Origin of the sequence: Alteromonas hispanica (genome assembly GCF_010500915.1) — a bacterium.
Lineage (GTDB): Bacteria > Pseudomonadota > Gammaproteobacteria > Enterobacterales > Alteromonadaceae > Alteromonas > Alteromonas hispanica.
Genome location: NZ_JAAAWP010000010.1, coordinates 35,548 through 52,213, shown reverse-complemented (window position 1 = coordinate 52,213; position 16,666 = coordinate 35,548). Strand labels below are relative to the sequence as shown.

The 16,666-nt window shown below is 42.3% G+C and carries 13 protein-coding genes; 8 read left to right on the top strand and 5 right to left on the bottom strand.

Translation table 11 applies throughout. The features are described from left to right. Window positions 1-28 precede the first annotated feature (28 nt). The 8 genes from GTW09_RS14495 to GTW09_RS14460 all read left to right on the top strand — a co-directional run bounded on the left by GTW09_RS14495 (window position 29) and on the right by GTW09_RS14460 (window position 10,979). Window positions 29-649, top strand: a complete 621-nt coding sequence (locus tag GTW09_RS14495; RefSeq protein ID WP_163112474.1) for an NAD(P)H-binding protein — start codon at window positions 29-31, stop codon at window positions 647-649. Window positions 650-853: 204 nt separating this feature from the next. Continuing rightward, window positions 854-1,624 (top strand): tRNA1(Val) (adenine(37)-N6)-methyltransferase, encoded by a 771-nt coding sequence (locus GTW09_RS14490; RefSeq protein ID WP_275407130.1) that lies wholly within the window; start codon window positions 854-856, stop codon window positions 1,622-1,624. 38 nt (window positions 1,625-1,662) lie between these two features. Then, complete coding sequence (locus tag GTW09_RS14485) at window positions 1,663-2,148, top strand: YgjV family protein (RefSeq protein ID WP_163112472.1); 486 nt, start codon at window positions 1,663-1,665, stop codon at window positions 2,146-2,148. A gap of 246 nt (window positions 2,149-2,394) precedes the next feature. Beyond that, window positions 2,395-2,973: a DUF2975 domain-containing protein gene (locus GTW09_RS14480; protein WP_163112471.1), complete on the top strand. Its 579-nt coding sequence runs from the start codon at window positions 2,395-2,397 to the stop codon at window positions 2,971-2,973. Then, on the top strand, window positions 2,954-5,173 hold the full coding sequence (gene bcsA, locus GTW09_RS14475; protein WP_163112470.1) for a UDP-forming cellulose synthase catalytic subunit: 2,220 nt from the start codon (window positions 2,954-2,956) through the stop codon (window positions 5,171-5,173). The genes GTW09_RS14480 and bcsA overlap by 20 nt, the downstream gene beginning before the upstream one ends. Window positions 5,174-5,176: 3 nt before the next feature. Next, a complete protein-coding gene (locus GTW09_RS14470) occupies window positions 5,177-7,486 on the top strand; it encodes a cellulose biosynthesis cyclic di-GMP-binding regulatory protein BcsB (RefSeq protein WP_163112469.1) in 2,310 nt (769 codons plus the stop codon). 38 nt (window positions 7,487-7,524) lie between these two features. After that, window positions 7,525-8,523, top strand: coding sequence for a family 8 glycosyl hydrolase (locus tag GTW09_RS14465; RefSeq protein WP_239059411.1), 999 nt, complete (start codon window positions 7,525-7,527; stop codon window positions 8,521-8,523). Window positions 8,524-8,528: 5 nt separating this feature from the next. Continuing rightward, window positions 8,529-10,979, top strand: a complete 2,451-nt coding sequence (locus GTW09_RS14460; protein ID WP_239059418.1) for a cellulose synthase subunit BcsC-related outer membrane protein — start codon at window positions 8,529-8,531, stop codon at window positions 10,977-10,979. An 18-nt stretch (window positions 10,980-10,997) separates the two neighbouring features. On the opposite strand, the gene GTW09_RS14455 is transcribed toward GTW09_RS14460, so the two are convergent. From GTW09_RS14455 to GTW09_RS14435, 5 genes are all read right to left on the bottom strand, one after another. Beyond that, entirely contained in the window at window positions 10,998-12,368 is a 1,371-nt protein-coding gene (locus tag GTW09_RS14455; protein ID WP_163112466.1) for a collagen-binding domain-containing protein, read from the bottom strand. A gap of 159 nt (window positions 12,369-12,527) precedes the next feature. Beyond that, a complete protein-coding gene (locus GTW09_RS14450; protein WP_071980617.1) occupies window positions 12,528-12,935 on the bottom strand; it encodes an ExbD/TolR family protein in 408 nt (135 codons plus the stop codon). 144 nt (window positions 12,936-13,079) lie between these two features. Beyond that, a complete protein-coding gene (locus GTW09_RS14445) occupies window positions 13,080-13,865 on the bottom strand; it encodes a CLCA_X family protein (RefSeq protein WP_071980616.1) in 786 nt (261 codons plus the stop codon). Window positions 13,866-13,928: 63 nt separating this feature from the next. Then, window positions 13,929-14,465, bottom strand: coding sequence for a flavodoxin FldB (gene fldB / locus GTW09_RS14440; protein WP_100972946.1), 537 nt, complete (start codon window positions 14,463-14,465; stop codon window positions 13,929-13,931). Window positions 14,466-14,484: 19 nt separating this feature from the next. Then, window positions 14,485-16,344, bottom strand: a complete 1,860-nt coding sequence (locus GTW09_RS14435) for a metallophosphoesterase family protein (protein WP_239059410.1) — start codon at window positions 16,342-16,344, stop codon at window positions 14,485-14,487. Between the last annotated feature and the right edge of the window lie 322 nt (window positions 16,345-16,666).

The window sequence follows — 16,666 nt, the reverse complement described above, 5'->3', positions numbered from 1 at the left end:
AACCATCTCATGATACAAGGTGCAATGTATGAAATCCGCAATGGTGCTAGGAGCGACAGGTTTAGTAGGACGAACACTTGTAAATATGCTTTTACAAGATAGACGCTACAACGAAGTGACGTGTTTAGTACGCAAGCCACTTTCGTCACAAATGTTCTACGACCCTCACAATCGATTGAAGCCGGTGGTGATTGATTTTGAAAATCTTCAAGACTACCAAGGGTACTTTAGTGTAAATCATGTGTATTGCTGCCTTGGCACAACGCTAAAAAAAGCAGGATCTAAGAAAGCCTTTAGGCGAGTAGATTTTGAGTATGTGCACGTTGCCGCACAGTTAACTCGTGCCCAGAGAGCCGACAGCTTCGTTTGGATATCCTCGGTTGGTGCCGATGCTAAAAGCAGTAATTTTTATTTAAGAGTTAAAGGTGAATTAGAAAATGCGATAATGCGCATGCCGCAGTTGCCAAACGCCTCGGCGGTAAGACCGTCATTGCTGTTAGGCGATCGAGATGAGCCTCGGTTACTTGAGGATGTCGCGCAAAAAACCGCGCCTATTTGGCAGTCGATCATGAAAGGGCCGTTAAAAAAATACCGACCTGTTGCTCCAATAGATGTCGCTAGAAACATGATGTCGTTGCAGAAGTGGTAGCGTTAGCTGCAAATAGAGATCCTAAGCTTTAGGCGAAACAGCATAATAGGGCTAACGCAGTAACCGCTTAAACAGAGAAGCCAATAGAATTGAAGAAGCTCATTGGCTAAACGTAATATGTTTAAACACAATATGATCAAATGCTGGCATAAGGTAAAATACCATGTTGTGTTTTTCTCCCTGCTTAATGTGTAGCCTGAAATTATGTTCCGTTGTAAACAATTTAATGTGGCACAAAATAAATGTGCCATGAAGGTCAATACTGACAGCTTAATATTGGGAAGCTGGGTAGCGCCAAACAATGCGCAGTCATTATTGGATATTGGAACAGGGACAGGAATTCTAGCGTTAATGCTAGCGCAGGAAACCGTAGAATCTGCTAAAATTTTGGCCCTTGAGGTTGATAAAAACGCGGCAGAGCAGGCTCGAGATAATGTGAGAGCGTCGAAGTGGCCTAATAAGATTACTGTTCTCCATCAGGCTCTTGATGAATATGAGCCGGAAGTGCGCTTTGATATTATTGTTTCAAACCCTCCTTATTTTGAGCATGCGAATAAGTCTACAAATGCCTACCATACTCAAACTAAATCGAGAACAGTTGCAAGACAAACTCGCTTGCTTACACCCCTAGCGCTTTTTCAGTTTAGTGCGTCACATCTAAAGAATGGCGGAAGCCTGTATTGTCTATATCCATTTCAACGTGTTGAAGAAATAAAACAGGCTGCCTTTTCATGTGGATTTTCTCTCGCCGAACAATTAACAGTAAAACACAACAATGAAAGTGATCCCTACCTGTGTGCGTTTCGTTTTCAAGCCCATTCTGGTGACGATACCTCAAAGGTACAGGGACAGGAACAGGAACAGACGCTAACTTCACGGATGCAAGCTGAACAAGAGTTATCTATACGAGAGCTCGAAGGTACGTACACAACGGACTTTAAAGCATTATGCCAGGCGTTTTACCTCAACTTTTAATACGTACTTTTAACGCATACTTTTAGAGAGATAAATTCATGATGGTGGTAGCAGAAGCGTTTGGCGCACTTGCTGTAGTTCTTAACTTCATTGGGTATAGACAGAATAATGTAGACAGATACCTGGTTCTATCAGCCTTTGCGTTAGCAAGTTTAAGTGCCCATTTCTTTATGCTAGACGCTATGGCTGCAGGCGTGGGCACACTGCTCGCAAGCGTTCGTAACATCATTGCAATAAAAAATAGAAGCAACCTTATCTTGTTTGCATTCATCGGGATCAACATCGGCTTTTTGTGCTACGAGTGGTTTTTCTTAAACCACCACTGGAATATTTTTATTGCCTACGCATCGTCTTTGATATTCACCATCGGCTCAATTGTCATTAGAGACACACATAAAATAAGAAGAACATTTTTAGTTGCTGAGTCGTTGGGTTTAATCTACGCCATCTCAGTAGGAAGCATATTTGGCACTGTGTTTAATATAAGCAACCTGATAAGCATAATTAGTAGATTAAAAAGGTAGCTTCTTCTAAGAAGCCTCGATAATGGTCGATACAAAAATTAATGTCGAATTTTACTTACGTTGAGAGTATTGACGGCTCTAGATTTCTTTCTCCCCCCCCCCAGTTTGCTTTTTTTTTATCCGAAAGTTGAATTGATACTATGATGTCATTACACGTATTATTTCTAATTACATTGTATGAAGTGAGCGATGTTTTTTTGTCAGGCCACACTATAGGCTCTTGTCAAGCTTCTGTGGGGTCAAAACGTGATTAAGAAACTTGATACGAGTTATATCGGTCAAAAAACCAATTCTGAAAGATTACTCGAACATTCGCTTTGTGATTGTACACCTATCAACATCTATGAGTATGCAAAGCAGCAAATGCAACTTGAAAGCAAGGCAAAACAAACAGTTCGATGCACTATAGAGGAAGACAACTCTTACGTCGAAACGCAGGCCCTTTGGCAGAAAAGACTGCAATTGCTCCAAAAATCCGAAAAAGAGCTCAACAACGCTACTCGTTTACGTAAAATTGCTGGTATATTAACAGTTACTTGCTTGTCGACACTTGTTTTTTCTCTATTCACGGCACCAACGATACCTCCAATGATCTTTTACGGACTCTTGTTGGTTGCTGTTACGGGTCTAGCCATTTATCCGGTATGTTTCATTGCTAGCAAGAGTGCAATGCAGCAACGAGATGACATTTCTAGACTTTTTTATAAGAGTAATTATGAAGTCGAAGTTACTGACGACGGTCTGACTTTGATAAATAGAGCGAACTACGCAAGTGTAACTAAACTAAACGTAGTGGATCGCAGCTTTGGACAATTCGCAACATGAAAGGCTTATATTTAAAGAGAGATATGTAAGTGTAGTTCTTATTGCTTGCTTGTTACTAGGTGCGTTTTTATTGGCGCCTATGGATGCTATCGGCCAATTGTTTGCATCGTCAATTGTTATACTCACCATTGGGTGGTGTAGTAAAGAAGCCCGACAAACTCAAAAGTATAAAAATTTTTTTCGTGTTTTAGCACTTGTCTTAGGGACTGCTTTAACTACGCGCTATCTTCTTTGGCGCGGTTTATACACGCTTACCTACACCGACCTCATTTCCGCTATTGCTGTTTGGCTTTTATTTATTGCTGAAATTTACGCAGGTGTCACTTCAGTCCTAGGCGCAATCGTAAACGCATTTCCTCTCAATAGACCACTACTTACATTAAAGGGAATAAATACAGAAGGGCTTCCCTCAGTCGATGTCATGATACCTACATACAATGAAGACGTTGATATTCTTGAAGTGACTATAAGAGCAGCGAAGGTACTCGATTATCCGAAGGATAAGTTATTTATTCACTTATTAGATGACGGGGGGACTGATCAGAAAATTAATGCGAAGGATGAAACCGCCGCATCAAAGGCGAAAGCCCGTCGTATCAAACTTCAAAAGCTTTGTGAGAAACATAACATAACCTATCACACGCGCGCAAAAAATGAGTTTGCAAAAGCGGGCAATGTGAATAGTGCGATAAATAATACAAGAAGTGACCTCATTGTCATTCTTGACGCTGATCACGTGCCCACATCGGACTTTCTCGATAGAACAGTACCTTGGATGTTAAAAAATGATAACGTGTTCTTAGTACAGACACCCCATTTCATGGCGAATCCAGACCCCGTTGAAAGAAATTACTTTTCAGCATTCACTCGAATGCCATCAGAAAATGATATGTTTTATGGCACCATACAAAAAGGCTTAGATTACTGGGGAAGCTCATTTTTCTGTGGTTCAGCCGCTTTAATGAGAAGAGCGCATCTTGAGCTTGTGGGTGGTATTTCTGGCGAGTCGATAACCGAAGATGCTGAAACCGCATTAGATTTACACAAATTGGGTTATGAATCTGTTTATGTTGACAGACCGATGGTCAGTGGTCTAGCCCCAGAAACTTTTGATGCATTCATACAACAACGAATGCGCTGGGCTCAAGGAATGACTCAGATTCTTTTGTTAAAGAAGCCCTTCAAATCCGAGGGCCTCAAGTGGTATCAGCGCGTTGGATATATGAGCTCTATTATGTTTTGGTTGTTTCCCTTCGCTCGTATCATTTTCTTGTTGATGCCATTGGCCTATCTTGTATTTGGGCTGCAGGTTTATCACGCTTCAATGCTTGAGATTCTGGCTTATACTATTCCTCATGTAATCGCTACTTATATGATTTCCACCATGTTGTTCGGTAGGACACGATGGCCCTTGGTATCTGAAATTTACGAAATACTTCAATGTGCGTTCACATTGAAAGCTCTTATAAAAGTCTTTTTGAAGCCTCGAGCGCCTTCTTTCGTAGTTACCCCCAAAGGTGAGAGCCTAGATAAAACGTTTGTATCGCCATTAGCTAGTGTTTTTTATTGGCTTATTTTTATATTGTTATTTGCCTTCTTCACAGGCGTAATAAAATTCTTTTCAGACCCACTCACTAGAGAGTTAACCGTTGTCGTTATGTTGTGGAACGGGTTCAATCTTTTGCTTTTATTGTCTGTATTGAGTGTTCTATTGGAACGAAAGCAAGTGCGCTCCCAGGCTCGTTTACCCGCAACAAATAATGTAGTGATACGAACAATAAAAGGAAACGCTTGGGTTGGTGATCTTGTAGACCTTTCTATTGGTGGTGCTAGAATGAGATTAAAAGGTGAGGGAGCATTATTTTCGGAAGAAGCAACCCTGACGGCTTGGTGTCAGCCTTTAAATAAGAATGTGCACTTGCCAGTAAAGGTTTTAAACTATGACAGCAAGTTGTCTTTACTCCGTGTTCAATTTACACCCTGTACAGAAAGAGAGCACAGTGAGATTGTAGCTTTTGCGCTAGCGGATAGCAGAAGATGGATGTCTTTTCAGCGAAGGAGAACGCGTGCGATAACATACTGGTATGGTGCTAAACACGTACTCAGTGTGGGTTTAAAGCCAGCTTTTCTTCATTTCATGCATGCACTGGAGAAAATGGCTAAAAAAATAAGTCACAAAATAAGTTCTGCCAAGGAATAAATAATGAAAAAAATATATCCTACTTTGCTGATGAGCTTACTTCTCGCATTCACTGTGCAAGCCGAGACAAGTACCTACCGCTTAACAGACTTTTTTGCAGGTGAAAGTATTATTAGACTGGAGGGAAAGGCAGACTCGTTAGACTTTGCTATTCCTTTGTCTTCAATAGCTGATGTTAAAGAGGCGGTGCTTACACTAGACGTAGTTAGCTCCAGAGCCTTGATAGAAAAGCGCTCCCAACTCGTAGTGCGGTTTAATAACGCCACTATAGGTCAGATAAGATTCGACCCCGCACGTCCATCGCTGATTTCTGAAGTGAAAGTTCCCAATGCATTATGGCGAGATGGCTTTAATACACTTACATTAGAGGTTAGCCAACACTATGCTAATCAATGTGTCGATGGTAGCGCTCCCGAGTTGTGGAGCGAAGTCAATATGTATAATTCCACACTGCAAATATCAACTACGAATAACGTAAGCAATTTCACCTTCGATAAATTGAACGGTTTCTTCAACCCAGGAATTGGCGGAGTACGTGCTGTGTCTCTGGTGACAGCAACAGACACCGAAGACGATATTAAGCAACGTACACTCTCATTGGTAAGCCAAGGCCTCGCGCTTAGAAATCAATATCAGCCTCTAGCGATTCAACATGCAACTTTTCCTGAAGGGTATGTGTTACCTGAACTAAGAGACACAACAAATCAAAGTTGGACGGATAAAAATATTCAGCGATATGAACGCTCAGCTTGGTACACAACACAGGTCAGAAAAAACCAAGACACATTATTGGGTAATATCAAAAGCATCACTGAGCCTTTGCATGTTTTAGTGGGAACAGCGGCGTCCTTGTCACCCGTATTATCAGATACTCAGGTGGACTCTATTGATGGCCCGTACTTAAACACTCAAGTCACCCCCGCGTTTTCAATCGGCGATCGAGTGATTATACCTTCTACCTATCGCCTTATCGTTAGTGGTATCACTACAGAAGACGTGCACAAAGCGGCGGAAGCGCTTGCGGTAATGGATGATTCCATAAATATGGTTTCTCAAATATCGGTTCTTTCTTTATCGGGTATGGACGCTACGCGAATGCAAAAGCATCATATTGCGGCGCCAGACAATACTTACACTTTCCAAGATTTAGGTATATCTAGTGCACAGTTTAGAGATGAAGGTGATTTCTCTAAACGGGCTTCATTTATGTTACCTGCCGACTTCTATGTTCCTGAAAATGCAAGCGTAGGGCTGCTACTTAACTTTGGTTATGGAGCCGGGAACGGCCCCGGAACCGTGTTGAATGTCAAAGTTAACGACGAGTTAATTCACGGCCTTGCGCTAGATAATCCTAATGGGCAAGTATTTAAAAATTATAAACTCTCAGTACCCGCTAGATATTTAAAAGGCGGTGTTAATAACATTGATTTTAACGTAACGTTACGCGCGCCATTAGCTGGAGTGCCCTGCGATGAAGTTGCAGGGAAACACCTAGTTTTCCAATTAGAGAATTCCTCAGCCATTGAGCTTCCTGATGCGGGGCATGTGGCAGTGCAACCTAATTTAGCCCTGTTCGGCGAAACTGGTTATCCACTAGCGCGGTTTGAGTCTGCACCTGCCTCTACCATTGTTATACCATCACAAGACTTTATCGACAGTGCACTGACCTTAAGTGCGAAGCTTGCTCAGGTAGTAAAAGCGCCGTTATTGAATATGTCTATTACTTCTGAGATGCCCGAAGATATGAAAGGTTCTGCCATTATTTTAGGTACGCCAGAGTCGTTATCGCAGGTTCAGCAGACTGAATTTACAACGGCAATAGAAGCAACTAAAAAGTGGTCTTATCGTTTACAAAATAGTCTTCACAATCGCATTAGAAACGCAACTCAGGATATGAGTTTTAAAGCCATGAAGATTGACGGAAATATTGTTCAAAAGAGCGATTTAGGACCGCAGGCTATTCTTACTGCACATGCTAATCCTCAAAGTGAGGACACACTGTTTATTCTTGCAGCGCAAACCGCAGAGTTGCTAAACGAAAGGGTAAATGACTTAGTGAGCTTATCTATGTGGGGACAGCTGGCCGGAGATTTTTTCGCTTGGAGTGATGATAATTCACCATCTCTTGTCATGCAGGTGAGCGAAACCTATGAAATAGGAGAGTCTGATGACGCGTGGTTGCAGCTAAGGCTTTGGCTTTCTAATAACCCATGGTACTGGCTCATTGGCTTTGTCGTCTTGGTATTCATCGTGAGCTTGTTAATTTACCTGTTGCTCAAGCGTCGCAATCAAAAAGTACAAGATACATGGTAAGGCAAGCAAGACGCGCTTTGGTATTGGGGATAGTCATTATGCTGACCTCCTGCGCAAAATCTGACAACCGTGAGTTTGAAAACGCTTTTTCGGCTTACAAGGCACTGTTTGTTATTGATGGTAGGGTGATAGATACTGGCAATAACAATATCTCTCACTCAGAGGGACAAGGCTATGGTTTGCTATTTTCCTTAGCGGCAAATGATAGGCACACCTTTGAAAATATATGGACGTGGACAGCCGACATACTGCGGCGTCCCGATGGTTTATTTAGCTGGCGATATACGCCTTGTGAGGCTAAAAATAGAACCTGTGTGGACGACCCTAATAATGCATCGGACGGTGATATTTTAATTGCCTGGGCGTTATTGCGAGCCGCTGAGAAATGGGGGGGTGATGGTTATAGAAGCGAAGCCATTAAGATTATTAATACTATCGAGAAGAAGCTCATTGTCGCCCAAGAGCCTTACACGCTTTTATTACCTGGGGTAGCGGGGTTTAAGGACGATAGCGGTGTGCAATTTAATCTTTCTTATTGGGTGTTTCCAGCTCTAACTGCATTTTCGCAAAACAGTGACAACCCCGACGTTTGGAAGGCATTATTCGAAAGCGGTATTTTCTTAATTCAGGAAGCGAGTTTTTCTTCGTATAAGCTGCCCTCAGACTGGACACGAATTAAAAACGGTAAAGTTTCGCTAGACAATGTTATTGCTGGTGAGTTTGGATTTAACGCAGTCAGGATCCCACTGCATTTAGTTTGGTCGCCAGCCTTTCACGAGAACGCAAAGCGAGATACTCTATTGGCGCCATTTACGACATGGTGGAGCTCGCCCGATAAGCCAGCTACCCTAGAGCTAGAAAATGAGGCGCCTTCTGATTATACAATGACTCCCGGAATGAAAGCTGTAGTTCAGGCGGTAAACAAAATTGATAACGGAAAACAGCCGAGGTGGCCAATACTTAATCGCAATACGGATTATTATTCTGCTAGTTTGGTGCTGCTATCGATGCTAGCGGTATCGGACATGTCCTCGTGAGTAATATGTTAAAAATGCTACGAAGTGTATCGCTTCTTTTATCGACCCTTTTGCCAATTCTCTGTGCAATCACTCTTGCGTTGACACCGGTTTATCATGCAAATGCGCAAACTAAAACCATCTATGAGAACAATGATATTGAGTTTGCACCAATAGAAGAGGGGCAACCGGATGTTACTGGTTTATGGTTTCATATAGAGCAGGGACAAACAGCACTCGCTAATGCTGAATTTGGGCGTCTTCGTAATGTCTTTCCGTCTTGGAAACCCTCTGCCGATTTACAGGCGGCATTGGCGCAACTTAACCAGCCTCGAAACAAACAGACTGAAACCTCAAGTGGCAAGTTAAACACACTTAGTAAACAGGCCACGGAATCTTTAGCCACTCCTCTTGAGGTATTTGCCTCTAAAAGTCTTCGAGAGCGCAAAAAAATAACAAACCAAGAGTTTGATGCACTTCTAACAATTGCTGAACGTACCGATGATGTAAATTCTCTCTTGTTAATGGGATGGACAGCTATAGAGCGAGGCCAGCTAATAGTCGCCCAAAGCCAGTTTAACAGAGTGCAAACATTAGCAAAAAGTGAGATAGCCAAACGCTCGGCACGCCAAGGTATTGAAACTATTCTTACTTTGGAAACTGAGCAGGCTATATCGCAAGGTAACATGGAAAAGTTGGTCAACTTGCTTGCAGAACATAAAGAGAACGGTGTCGTTTTATCTTTAATCGAGACAGAAGCATGGAATAGCTTTAATGATAAGGGCTACCAAAGAGCCTATGAATTCTTTGCTTTAGCGAAAAATTTAGACGGGCAATATCTATCATTAAACGCACAAAATAAATTAGTACAAGCAAATGCGTTGGCCTGCGCTATAAGCACCGAGAGCTTTTTGCGCAGATGCGCAGACGGTTTAGCGCAGCAGCAACTTTTACTCTACGAAGATAAAAAGTATAAAGAGAGTATTCTTGCAGCACAGCGGCTTAGCAACATTAGACGCTTAACCGAAGGCGAGCTTTCATTATTAGGCTGGGCGGCGGCAAAAAACGGCAGCGCAGCCATTGCTACAGAAGCTTTTGAAAAAGTATTGGCCTTGAACCCGAATGACAAGGCAGTTGCCGATGAGTTAGTACGTTTGAATAGTCAAAATACACTTAAATTAAGGCAGTTGTCGGCAAAATTTTCGATAGTGAATACAATTCGTCAAGCTCAGATAAACAACAACGCTTGGCCCAGAAAGCAGTTTTTGTTGTCTTATAACAATGCTGATAAGCGTGCTATCAACGCTCAAACCAAGGATGCCTTCAGTGTAGTATCAGGAATGACCACCCGTTCACGCTCTGGCCAAGCAGGGCTTGGGAATTTCGATGTTTTGACTAGCTATGTTGGCGTCGGGGATATCTACAAAGAATGGCAATGGCAAGTTACCTTAGATTATAAACAATTTTACACCGGCCAGGCCCCGCCAAACGTGTGGCTCGGAGATAATTTAGTGGGTAGCTCCTTTGCTCCCGTATCAAATAATATCACCGGTTTTGAAGACAAGGGAATAAGAGCAGAGGTCTCTTATCAAGGTGTAGGATTTAATGTTTATGCAAACGCAGAATACGGCATGTTTGATCAACCTGTAAATGCAGCGCTAACAGGGCAAGTTTCGGCTACTTGGTTTTTGCCTGATGTTACGCTTGCTGCCACCGTTTTTCGCTACCCTAAAGGAGACAGTATGTTGAGTCAGACTGGATCTTTTAACGCGCGTAATGAAAACGCTTGGGGTTATGTTCTCGAAGATGGTGTAAGAGGGTTAGCGGCCTATCAAATAGCCCCAAATTGGTCTGCTGCGGGCACAATACAAATCAGTGCACTTCACGGAGATCTTGTGGAAGATAACAAGGCACTGATGCTTCGCGGCGATCTTAGTTACGATATTGGTGCTAAGATAGGATCTTCAGTGGCTGATGTTATTGATTACTGGCGCATAGGTCCTTTTGCAAGTTACTCAGGGTATGACAATAACAGCAGTGGATTTACCTATGGCAATGGGGGATATTTCAGCCCCAATTATTTTGTTTCTATAGGATTATATTCAGAGCTTCTGACACTGGAAGCTCTTGAGTGGCAATTTAAGCTTAGTAACGCCTTAGCAATATCTCGACTTGAGCAAGCAGCAGACTCTCGTTTTCCCCTACTGAATTTCCCAGATGAGGGGAGTGACGCATCTCCTGAATTTACCTTGCCTTATTCGAAAGACACGGGTTTAAGTGGAAACTTCCTAGCAGAAGCACAATATCGTATTAGCCCAGAGTGGATCATTGCAGCCTATCTAGGCAAAGCCTTTGCCGTTGAATATCAGGCTTTTGAAGCAGGAATTCAAGTGAGATGGCGAGGCGGGAAAGGTAATGGCGTAACGAGTGACGAGCTTATGTTGTCGTCACCCAGATTGCGTGGATTTGCACTCTAGTATTTGGCTAAATACCAACTAGATTAGACGTTTTCGTCTGCGGTTTATAAGCAAACATCCGGCACCAAATAAAAGTGCAACTGATGCTGGCTCGCTGACATTTATGGCACCAAATCTGTAGTCGTTCACTTGGCCCGTTGGTGCTAAATAAGTCTCACCTTTTTCGTTTTCTAATTCAACCTCAGGCGTTACCAAACTACTGGCGATAAGATTTCCGTCTATGTGGCCATTGTAAAAACCTATTTCTGCATAAGGCGCTAACACACTCCCTTTTATACCAACCGAATGAAATTTTATATTTGTTGCATCTACAAAATTAAACAAAATATTATTTGTGTATAGACCGTCGTGGCGCCAGTTTTCGTTATTGTCTCGATACTGGCCCTGTTCTCTAAAATATTCATTCTCCTCAACAAAAGCCGTGTTATAGAAACCGGTATTAAATAACTCTACGTTATCGCCAAATACGTTAATGATATTGTAACTTGTGGTAGAAAAGTCGTACGTTATTTTTTTGTCCTTTGCACTCAACCATTCAGCTTGCACTGAATAATAGTTTACTGAGTTTCTACCGGAGAATTTGATCTCGTGAATTGTACCAGCTGTTTCACAATCTCCGCCGTTACACAATGTAGTGCCTATTGATTCTGCGTTCTCGAACTCTTCTTTAAACGATTTCGATTGTAAAGTAACTTCGTCTATTAGCTCTTGAAAATCAATGTTTTCTACTTCGGGAAACAAGGGTTTTTCATTCAATGTTTGCCCGCCAATATCCGAATTAACTGCCGTCAGGTTTCCACCGTAAGTAATGGAATCTCCTACATTGCTGTGATCTAGGTTTACGTCGGATTCGGCAAGTAAACTGCCGGAATCTACCGAAGAACCAAACTTACCTTCGTCGTCAGGTGTTCCTGATAATGAAATATTTTTAGCCCTAATACTACCATTTGATATGTTGGAGTTATCGAGATAAACGTCGCCTTCAGAGAGGATACCGCCATTTTGAATTGTTGTGTTTTTTATATCGACGTTTGATTCACTATTAACAGCATTATCAAAAGTGACATTGCTAGCGGTTACTGAGCCGCTGACAGTAGTATCCCCACCGTGAACGTTCCCGCGGGTAAAATTAAGGTCTCCGCCTACGGCTAAAGAGGAGGTGGAAAGGTCAGGAGGCAGAAGAAGGCCAACATTAAAATCATTAACTGTCATATTTCCGCCAACAGCAAGACGGCCTTCAACGTCTGAGTATCTTCCCTCGAAGTCCTCAAAAATAAACGCGTTGTAATCGAATGCCCGACTTAGCTCGATTTTTCCTGCTTGCGCAAAGGGCGCGAAAGATAATACTCCAACTACAATTGCTGTTGCGTGGACAGATGTCTTCTTCATTAGATACTCCATTGACGTCCTAGTCATTATAACATTCAAATCTACTAAAAAGATATCACCTGTTTATATTTTATACGCTTGATCAGGCTATACATTAGTATAGAAAACCATACGAAAAAAGCCGCCCTACGGCGGCTTTTTGATGATTAAGCAGAGAAATTATCCCTTCTTAACCAGTACCGATACTTTTGATATACCAGCAACTTTTACTTGGTTCATTACTTCTACCACAACGCCGTGTTCAGCTTCTTCATCGGCTTGGATAGCAGCAGTGTCAGTATTGTTTTCGGCAAGATAAGTTTGAGTGTTGGCTACAACACGACGAACATCAACTTCACGTCCACCCATCATTATTGTACCGTCTTCCTCAATACGAATTGAAAGCGCTTTAGAAGGCTTATCGTTTTTCGCTTGATTATCTTCTGGACGATTTACGTCTAACCCTTTTTCTTTTACGAACGAGGTCGTTACGATGAAGAAAATCAACATGATGAACACGATGTCCAACATGGGGGTCATATCAATCTGAGCCTCGTCTTCGGCCGAGGTATGCTTTTTTCTTTTCATCTCGTCTTCTTTCTTCTGTTACGTTCGAGCCCATTAGTATACTGTTTGTAACAAAAATATACAGGCTTTTGTACAAAACTGTGCGCTCGTAATCACTTGTTGCTGGAAAAATGCTCAATTTCACGGTAATTGCACGCAGAGTTGTTAGCGTTTGTGTGAAATGGCGACGCCTAATTGGTAAAAATACAACATCAATGCTTTATTGAGTGTTATACGCAAATTACCATGAGGATAAATGCCAAGTCTAGCTTCTGTAGACTTTTTTGTACCTTGCACCAAGAATGCATTTTTAATGTGATGGTCCTGTATACACGATTCGAAGGCCCTGGCGGCCATTTCCTGTGGCATAGCGTAGTAAAATGTCTTCAGCGCTCGATCAGCCTCTACGGATTTTACAAAATACTCGTTAGGTCGTTTATTGTGATCTAAAAACATTATGGAAAAGCAGTCGCTTAGCTTTTGGTTAAGTGGATGAGGGTTCATAACCGCATTGTCGAGCCAGGCTTGTGTAGCAAAGGTGCCTGGTGACAATGCCTCAAACATACGTGGTGCTATATAATGGTCAAAGGCATGAAACCACTCATGCGCCAATGCGCCTGCCCCAGCATTTTTTGCCAACGCTAGTTGTCTCTTCGCACTGTTATAATGAGCGCTCGCATTTTTTTGTCCGCCACTTCCAAAAGCAAGTGAAAGCGAGCCGTTGAGGGATAAAACCTGCTCATTAATATTGAGAATGGTAGTGAGGTCGTAAAGCGCATCAAAAAATAAGTTTGCCGCTATTTGTTGCTCTTCGGGAGTTACCCAACGACCTACAGTAATAGTGGCAAAGTTGAATAGCTTTCTTATATCTTGAAACGACACATCAGCACCGTCTCGGTGGCTAGGCCCGTTGCGGTAAAATGGCTGGTGGATGCGGCCTTTCGTTTCCACGTCTTTCGCTCTCAAATTTGTGGTGCTTAGGTTTTTTTGTTTTTCATTAAGGCTAAATCTTAATTAAACAAGAGAAATAAGAAGTTGCTCGCACCATGCTTCCACGCGCTCATCTGTTTGATCATATTGATTTTCATCATCAAGCGACAAGCCCACAAAGTGGCTTTTATCTTCGGTAAGTGCCTTTGAAGCGGTAAATTCATAACCCTTATTGGGCCAATAACCGATTATATTGCAGTTAGAGGGGAGAATGGCGTCGTGAAGCATGCCCAAGGCGTCTTGGAACCACTCGCCATACCCTAATTGGTCACCTAAACCAAAAAGAGCGATAGTTTTACCCGACAGGTCTAAACGATGAACATCTTCCCAATGAGACTCCCAGTCTTCTTGCAACTCACCGAAATCCCACGTTGAAATACCAAAAATAATAATGTCATAGTCGGCAGTACGAGATAAATTTACGTCTTTAATATTATGAAGTTCGACTACGTTGTCATCGAAAAGGCTATTAAGCTGAGCTTGAATTTTTTCCGCTGCCATTTCGGTATAACAGGTTGTTGAGCCAAAAAATAAACCTATAGACAGGGCGCCATCACTCATTCGATACCTCTTTCTTTCGTTAGTCGTTATTAACTGGCGGGAATTCTACCTCTTTACCGTTACTCAACAAAGCTTTGCAACGAACATCCTTGCCTTTGTGTGAAATATTTAATACACCAATAGCACAGCCATTGTGCAGTTCTGCAGAGCCGTTGTTGGGATGCCTGGCTTTTACCGACATATTTCTTCTCCGTGTAAAAATGTTCAATGGCGATTTTGAACTGTAAAGTAGCCTATTTAGCCGATCGAACCAGGTGATAAGCCTGTCGGGAAACGCATTTTTCATGCCGCTGCAAGTAAACTGGGTGATATGAGGACTGTTGCGTCTGAAACGAAGGCGAACATCGTAAACAAAGGAGTAGTGAACGTCGCCAGATAAAATAATGAACTCAGGCGGCGTTTTATAGTGTCTAAATATGTTGAGAATAACGTTTGCCGTACCTTTATGAGCCATCCAGTTTTCCGCGTCAACGGTGAGGGCTTTACCAAAAAATGTAAACACCTTTTGAATGGCCTCTATCACTTTTACCCCATAAATAGGTGCTGCAGAAACAACAATAACAGCGTCTTTGCCTATGATGGCGTGCTGAAAGTCGCATAGTGCCTCCCAATCCATTAAACCAGAAGGTTTATTTAAACTAGATTCAGAGCGCCATCGCTGCGTGCGAGTGTCGAGAACCTCGATAGGCGGGGTGGTATCAAGCCGATAATGCCAGTTATTAAAGTCGAGTAATTTATTGATAAAGCTATCTTGCTCGTTTAGTTCTCTAGTACTGAATACTTGCTGAGCTTGTCGTATAAGGGGTTCGATCTTTTTAGGAGCATTGCCCCATCCTTGGCAAAGTAAATAACCGATTAACGCATTACCAATCATGCGCTTTGACAAGGGATTGGCATAAACTTCTTGTTCCCAACCTCGAGTTAAATTCCAATCATCGGTTACGTCGTGATCATCAAAAATCATGTAGGTAGGAACATGCGCTAGAGCACGCCTAACAGCGGGTAGTTGTTCAACGAAACTCGCTATAATTTTTTGTTCGTGTTGAAAGTTGTCGATATATTTTGCCGGGATATGGGTGTTTTCAATATTGATAAGCGGCCAAAGGCTATCTGACCATACCAAAAAATACATGGCGAGAATTTCGGCGCTACCAATGAGATGGTTCTGCGCATTCACCGACGTAAATACAGGTTTCTTCTTAGCGCCAAAAAACAGAGATGACAGCACCGTGTTGGTTGAAATTTGCGGCAGCAATTGCTGTCGCTCATAAAATCCGTGAGGATGAGCGGCTAAGTCTTGAGTGTTTGTAATCGTAGCCCCTTCAAGCGATTCATGATACAACCCAAGTAAGTCGCAACACTGATGTATCGCTTTTAGCATGGGGCCAGCAACATCATCGGCGTAAATTTGATCTCCCGTCATTAGCAGTACGTCCGGCAGAGAGACTCCGGATGTTAGCCCTTTCTCTATAAGTCTATCGACCTGCGCTAGCGCGTCTTCGCCATCAAAATGAGGTTTGCGGCAGGAACCATGCAATATCGTTTCGGGGGCATCAGTGTAATGAAAGCTCAAACTTTCTTGCGTTGAATATAGCAATTTCTGCTGTTCTGTTTGCCATCTATTATTAAACTCGGAACTCTCAAACGAGAGGTTGTAATTAATCCGTATATTGTTGGAAAAGGCAGTGGGTGTGCTTGCTGATAAAAGGTGAATAAAGGCTAACTTTCCCACTTGAACAGTTTCTGTGTGCGGCTGATGGTCGATAGCCTCATCATTTTGCGTTAGCGATATTGTTGGCGCGTTTGGCGTAGAGGTTACTAACCATATATGACAAGTATCTTTACTTACTTTGCGAACAATAGGGCCGGCAATGACCACTGGGAGTTGATGGTTTGAGATAGTTTATGCCTCGTTTTCTACTTTTTCAGCTTCCTTGTGAGCACTTTACTCTTTTTTGTTCCTAAACGGTATGCTCTGTATACTCGCTTACAATTTATTCATATTGACTATTAAATATGAAAATCACTCAACCTAGGATCTTGCGTTTGAGTAATAATATTTTGCCTCACGATTTATTGGCTTTTTTGAAGGTATAAACTTGAAGTAATGAATTTGAGTGCACGAATAAAGGGTGAAATAAGTAATATCCGCAGCTTGATTAGGGCATTAAGCTTATTGGGGATATCGGTCTTTGCTGTGT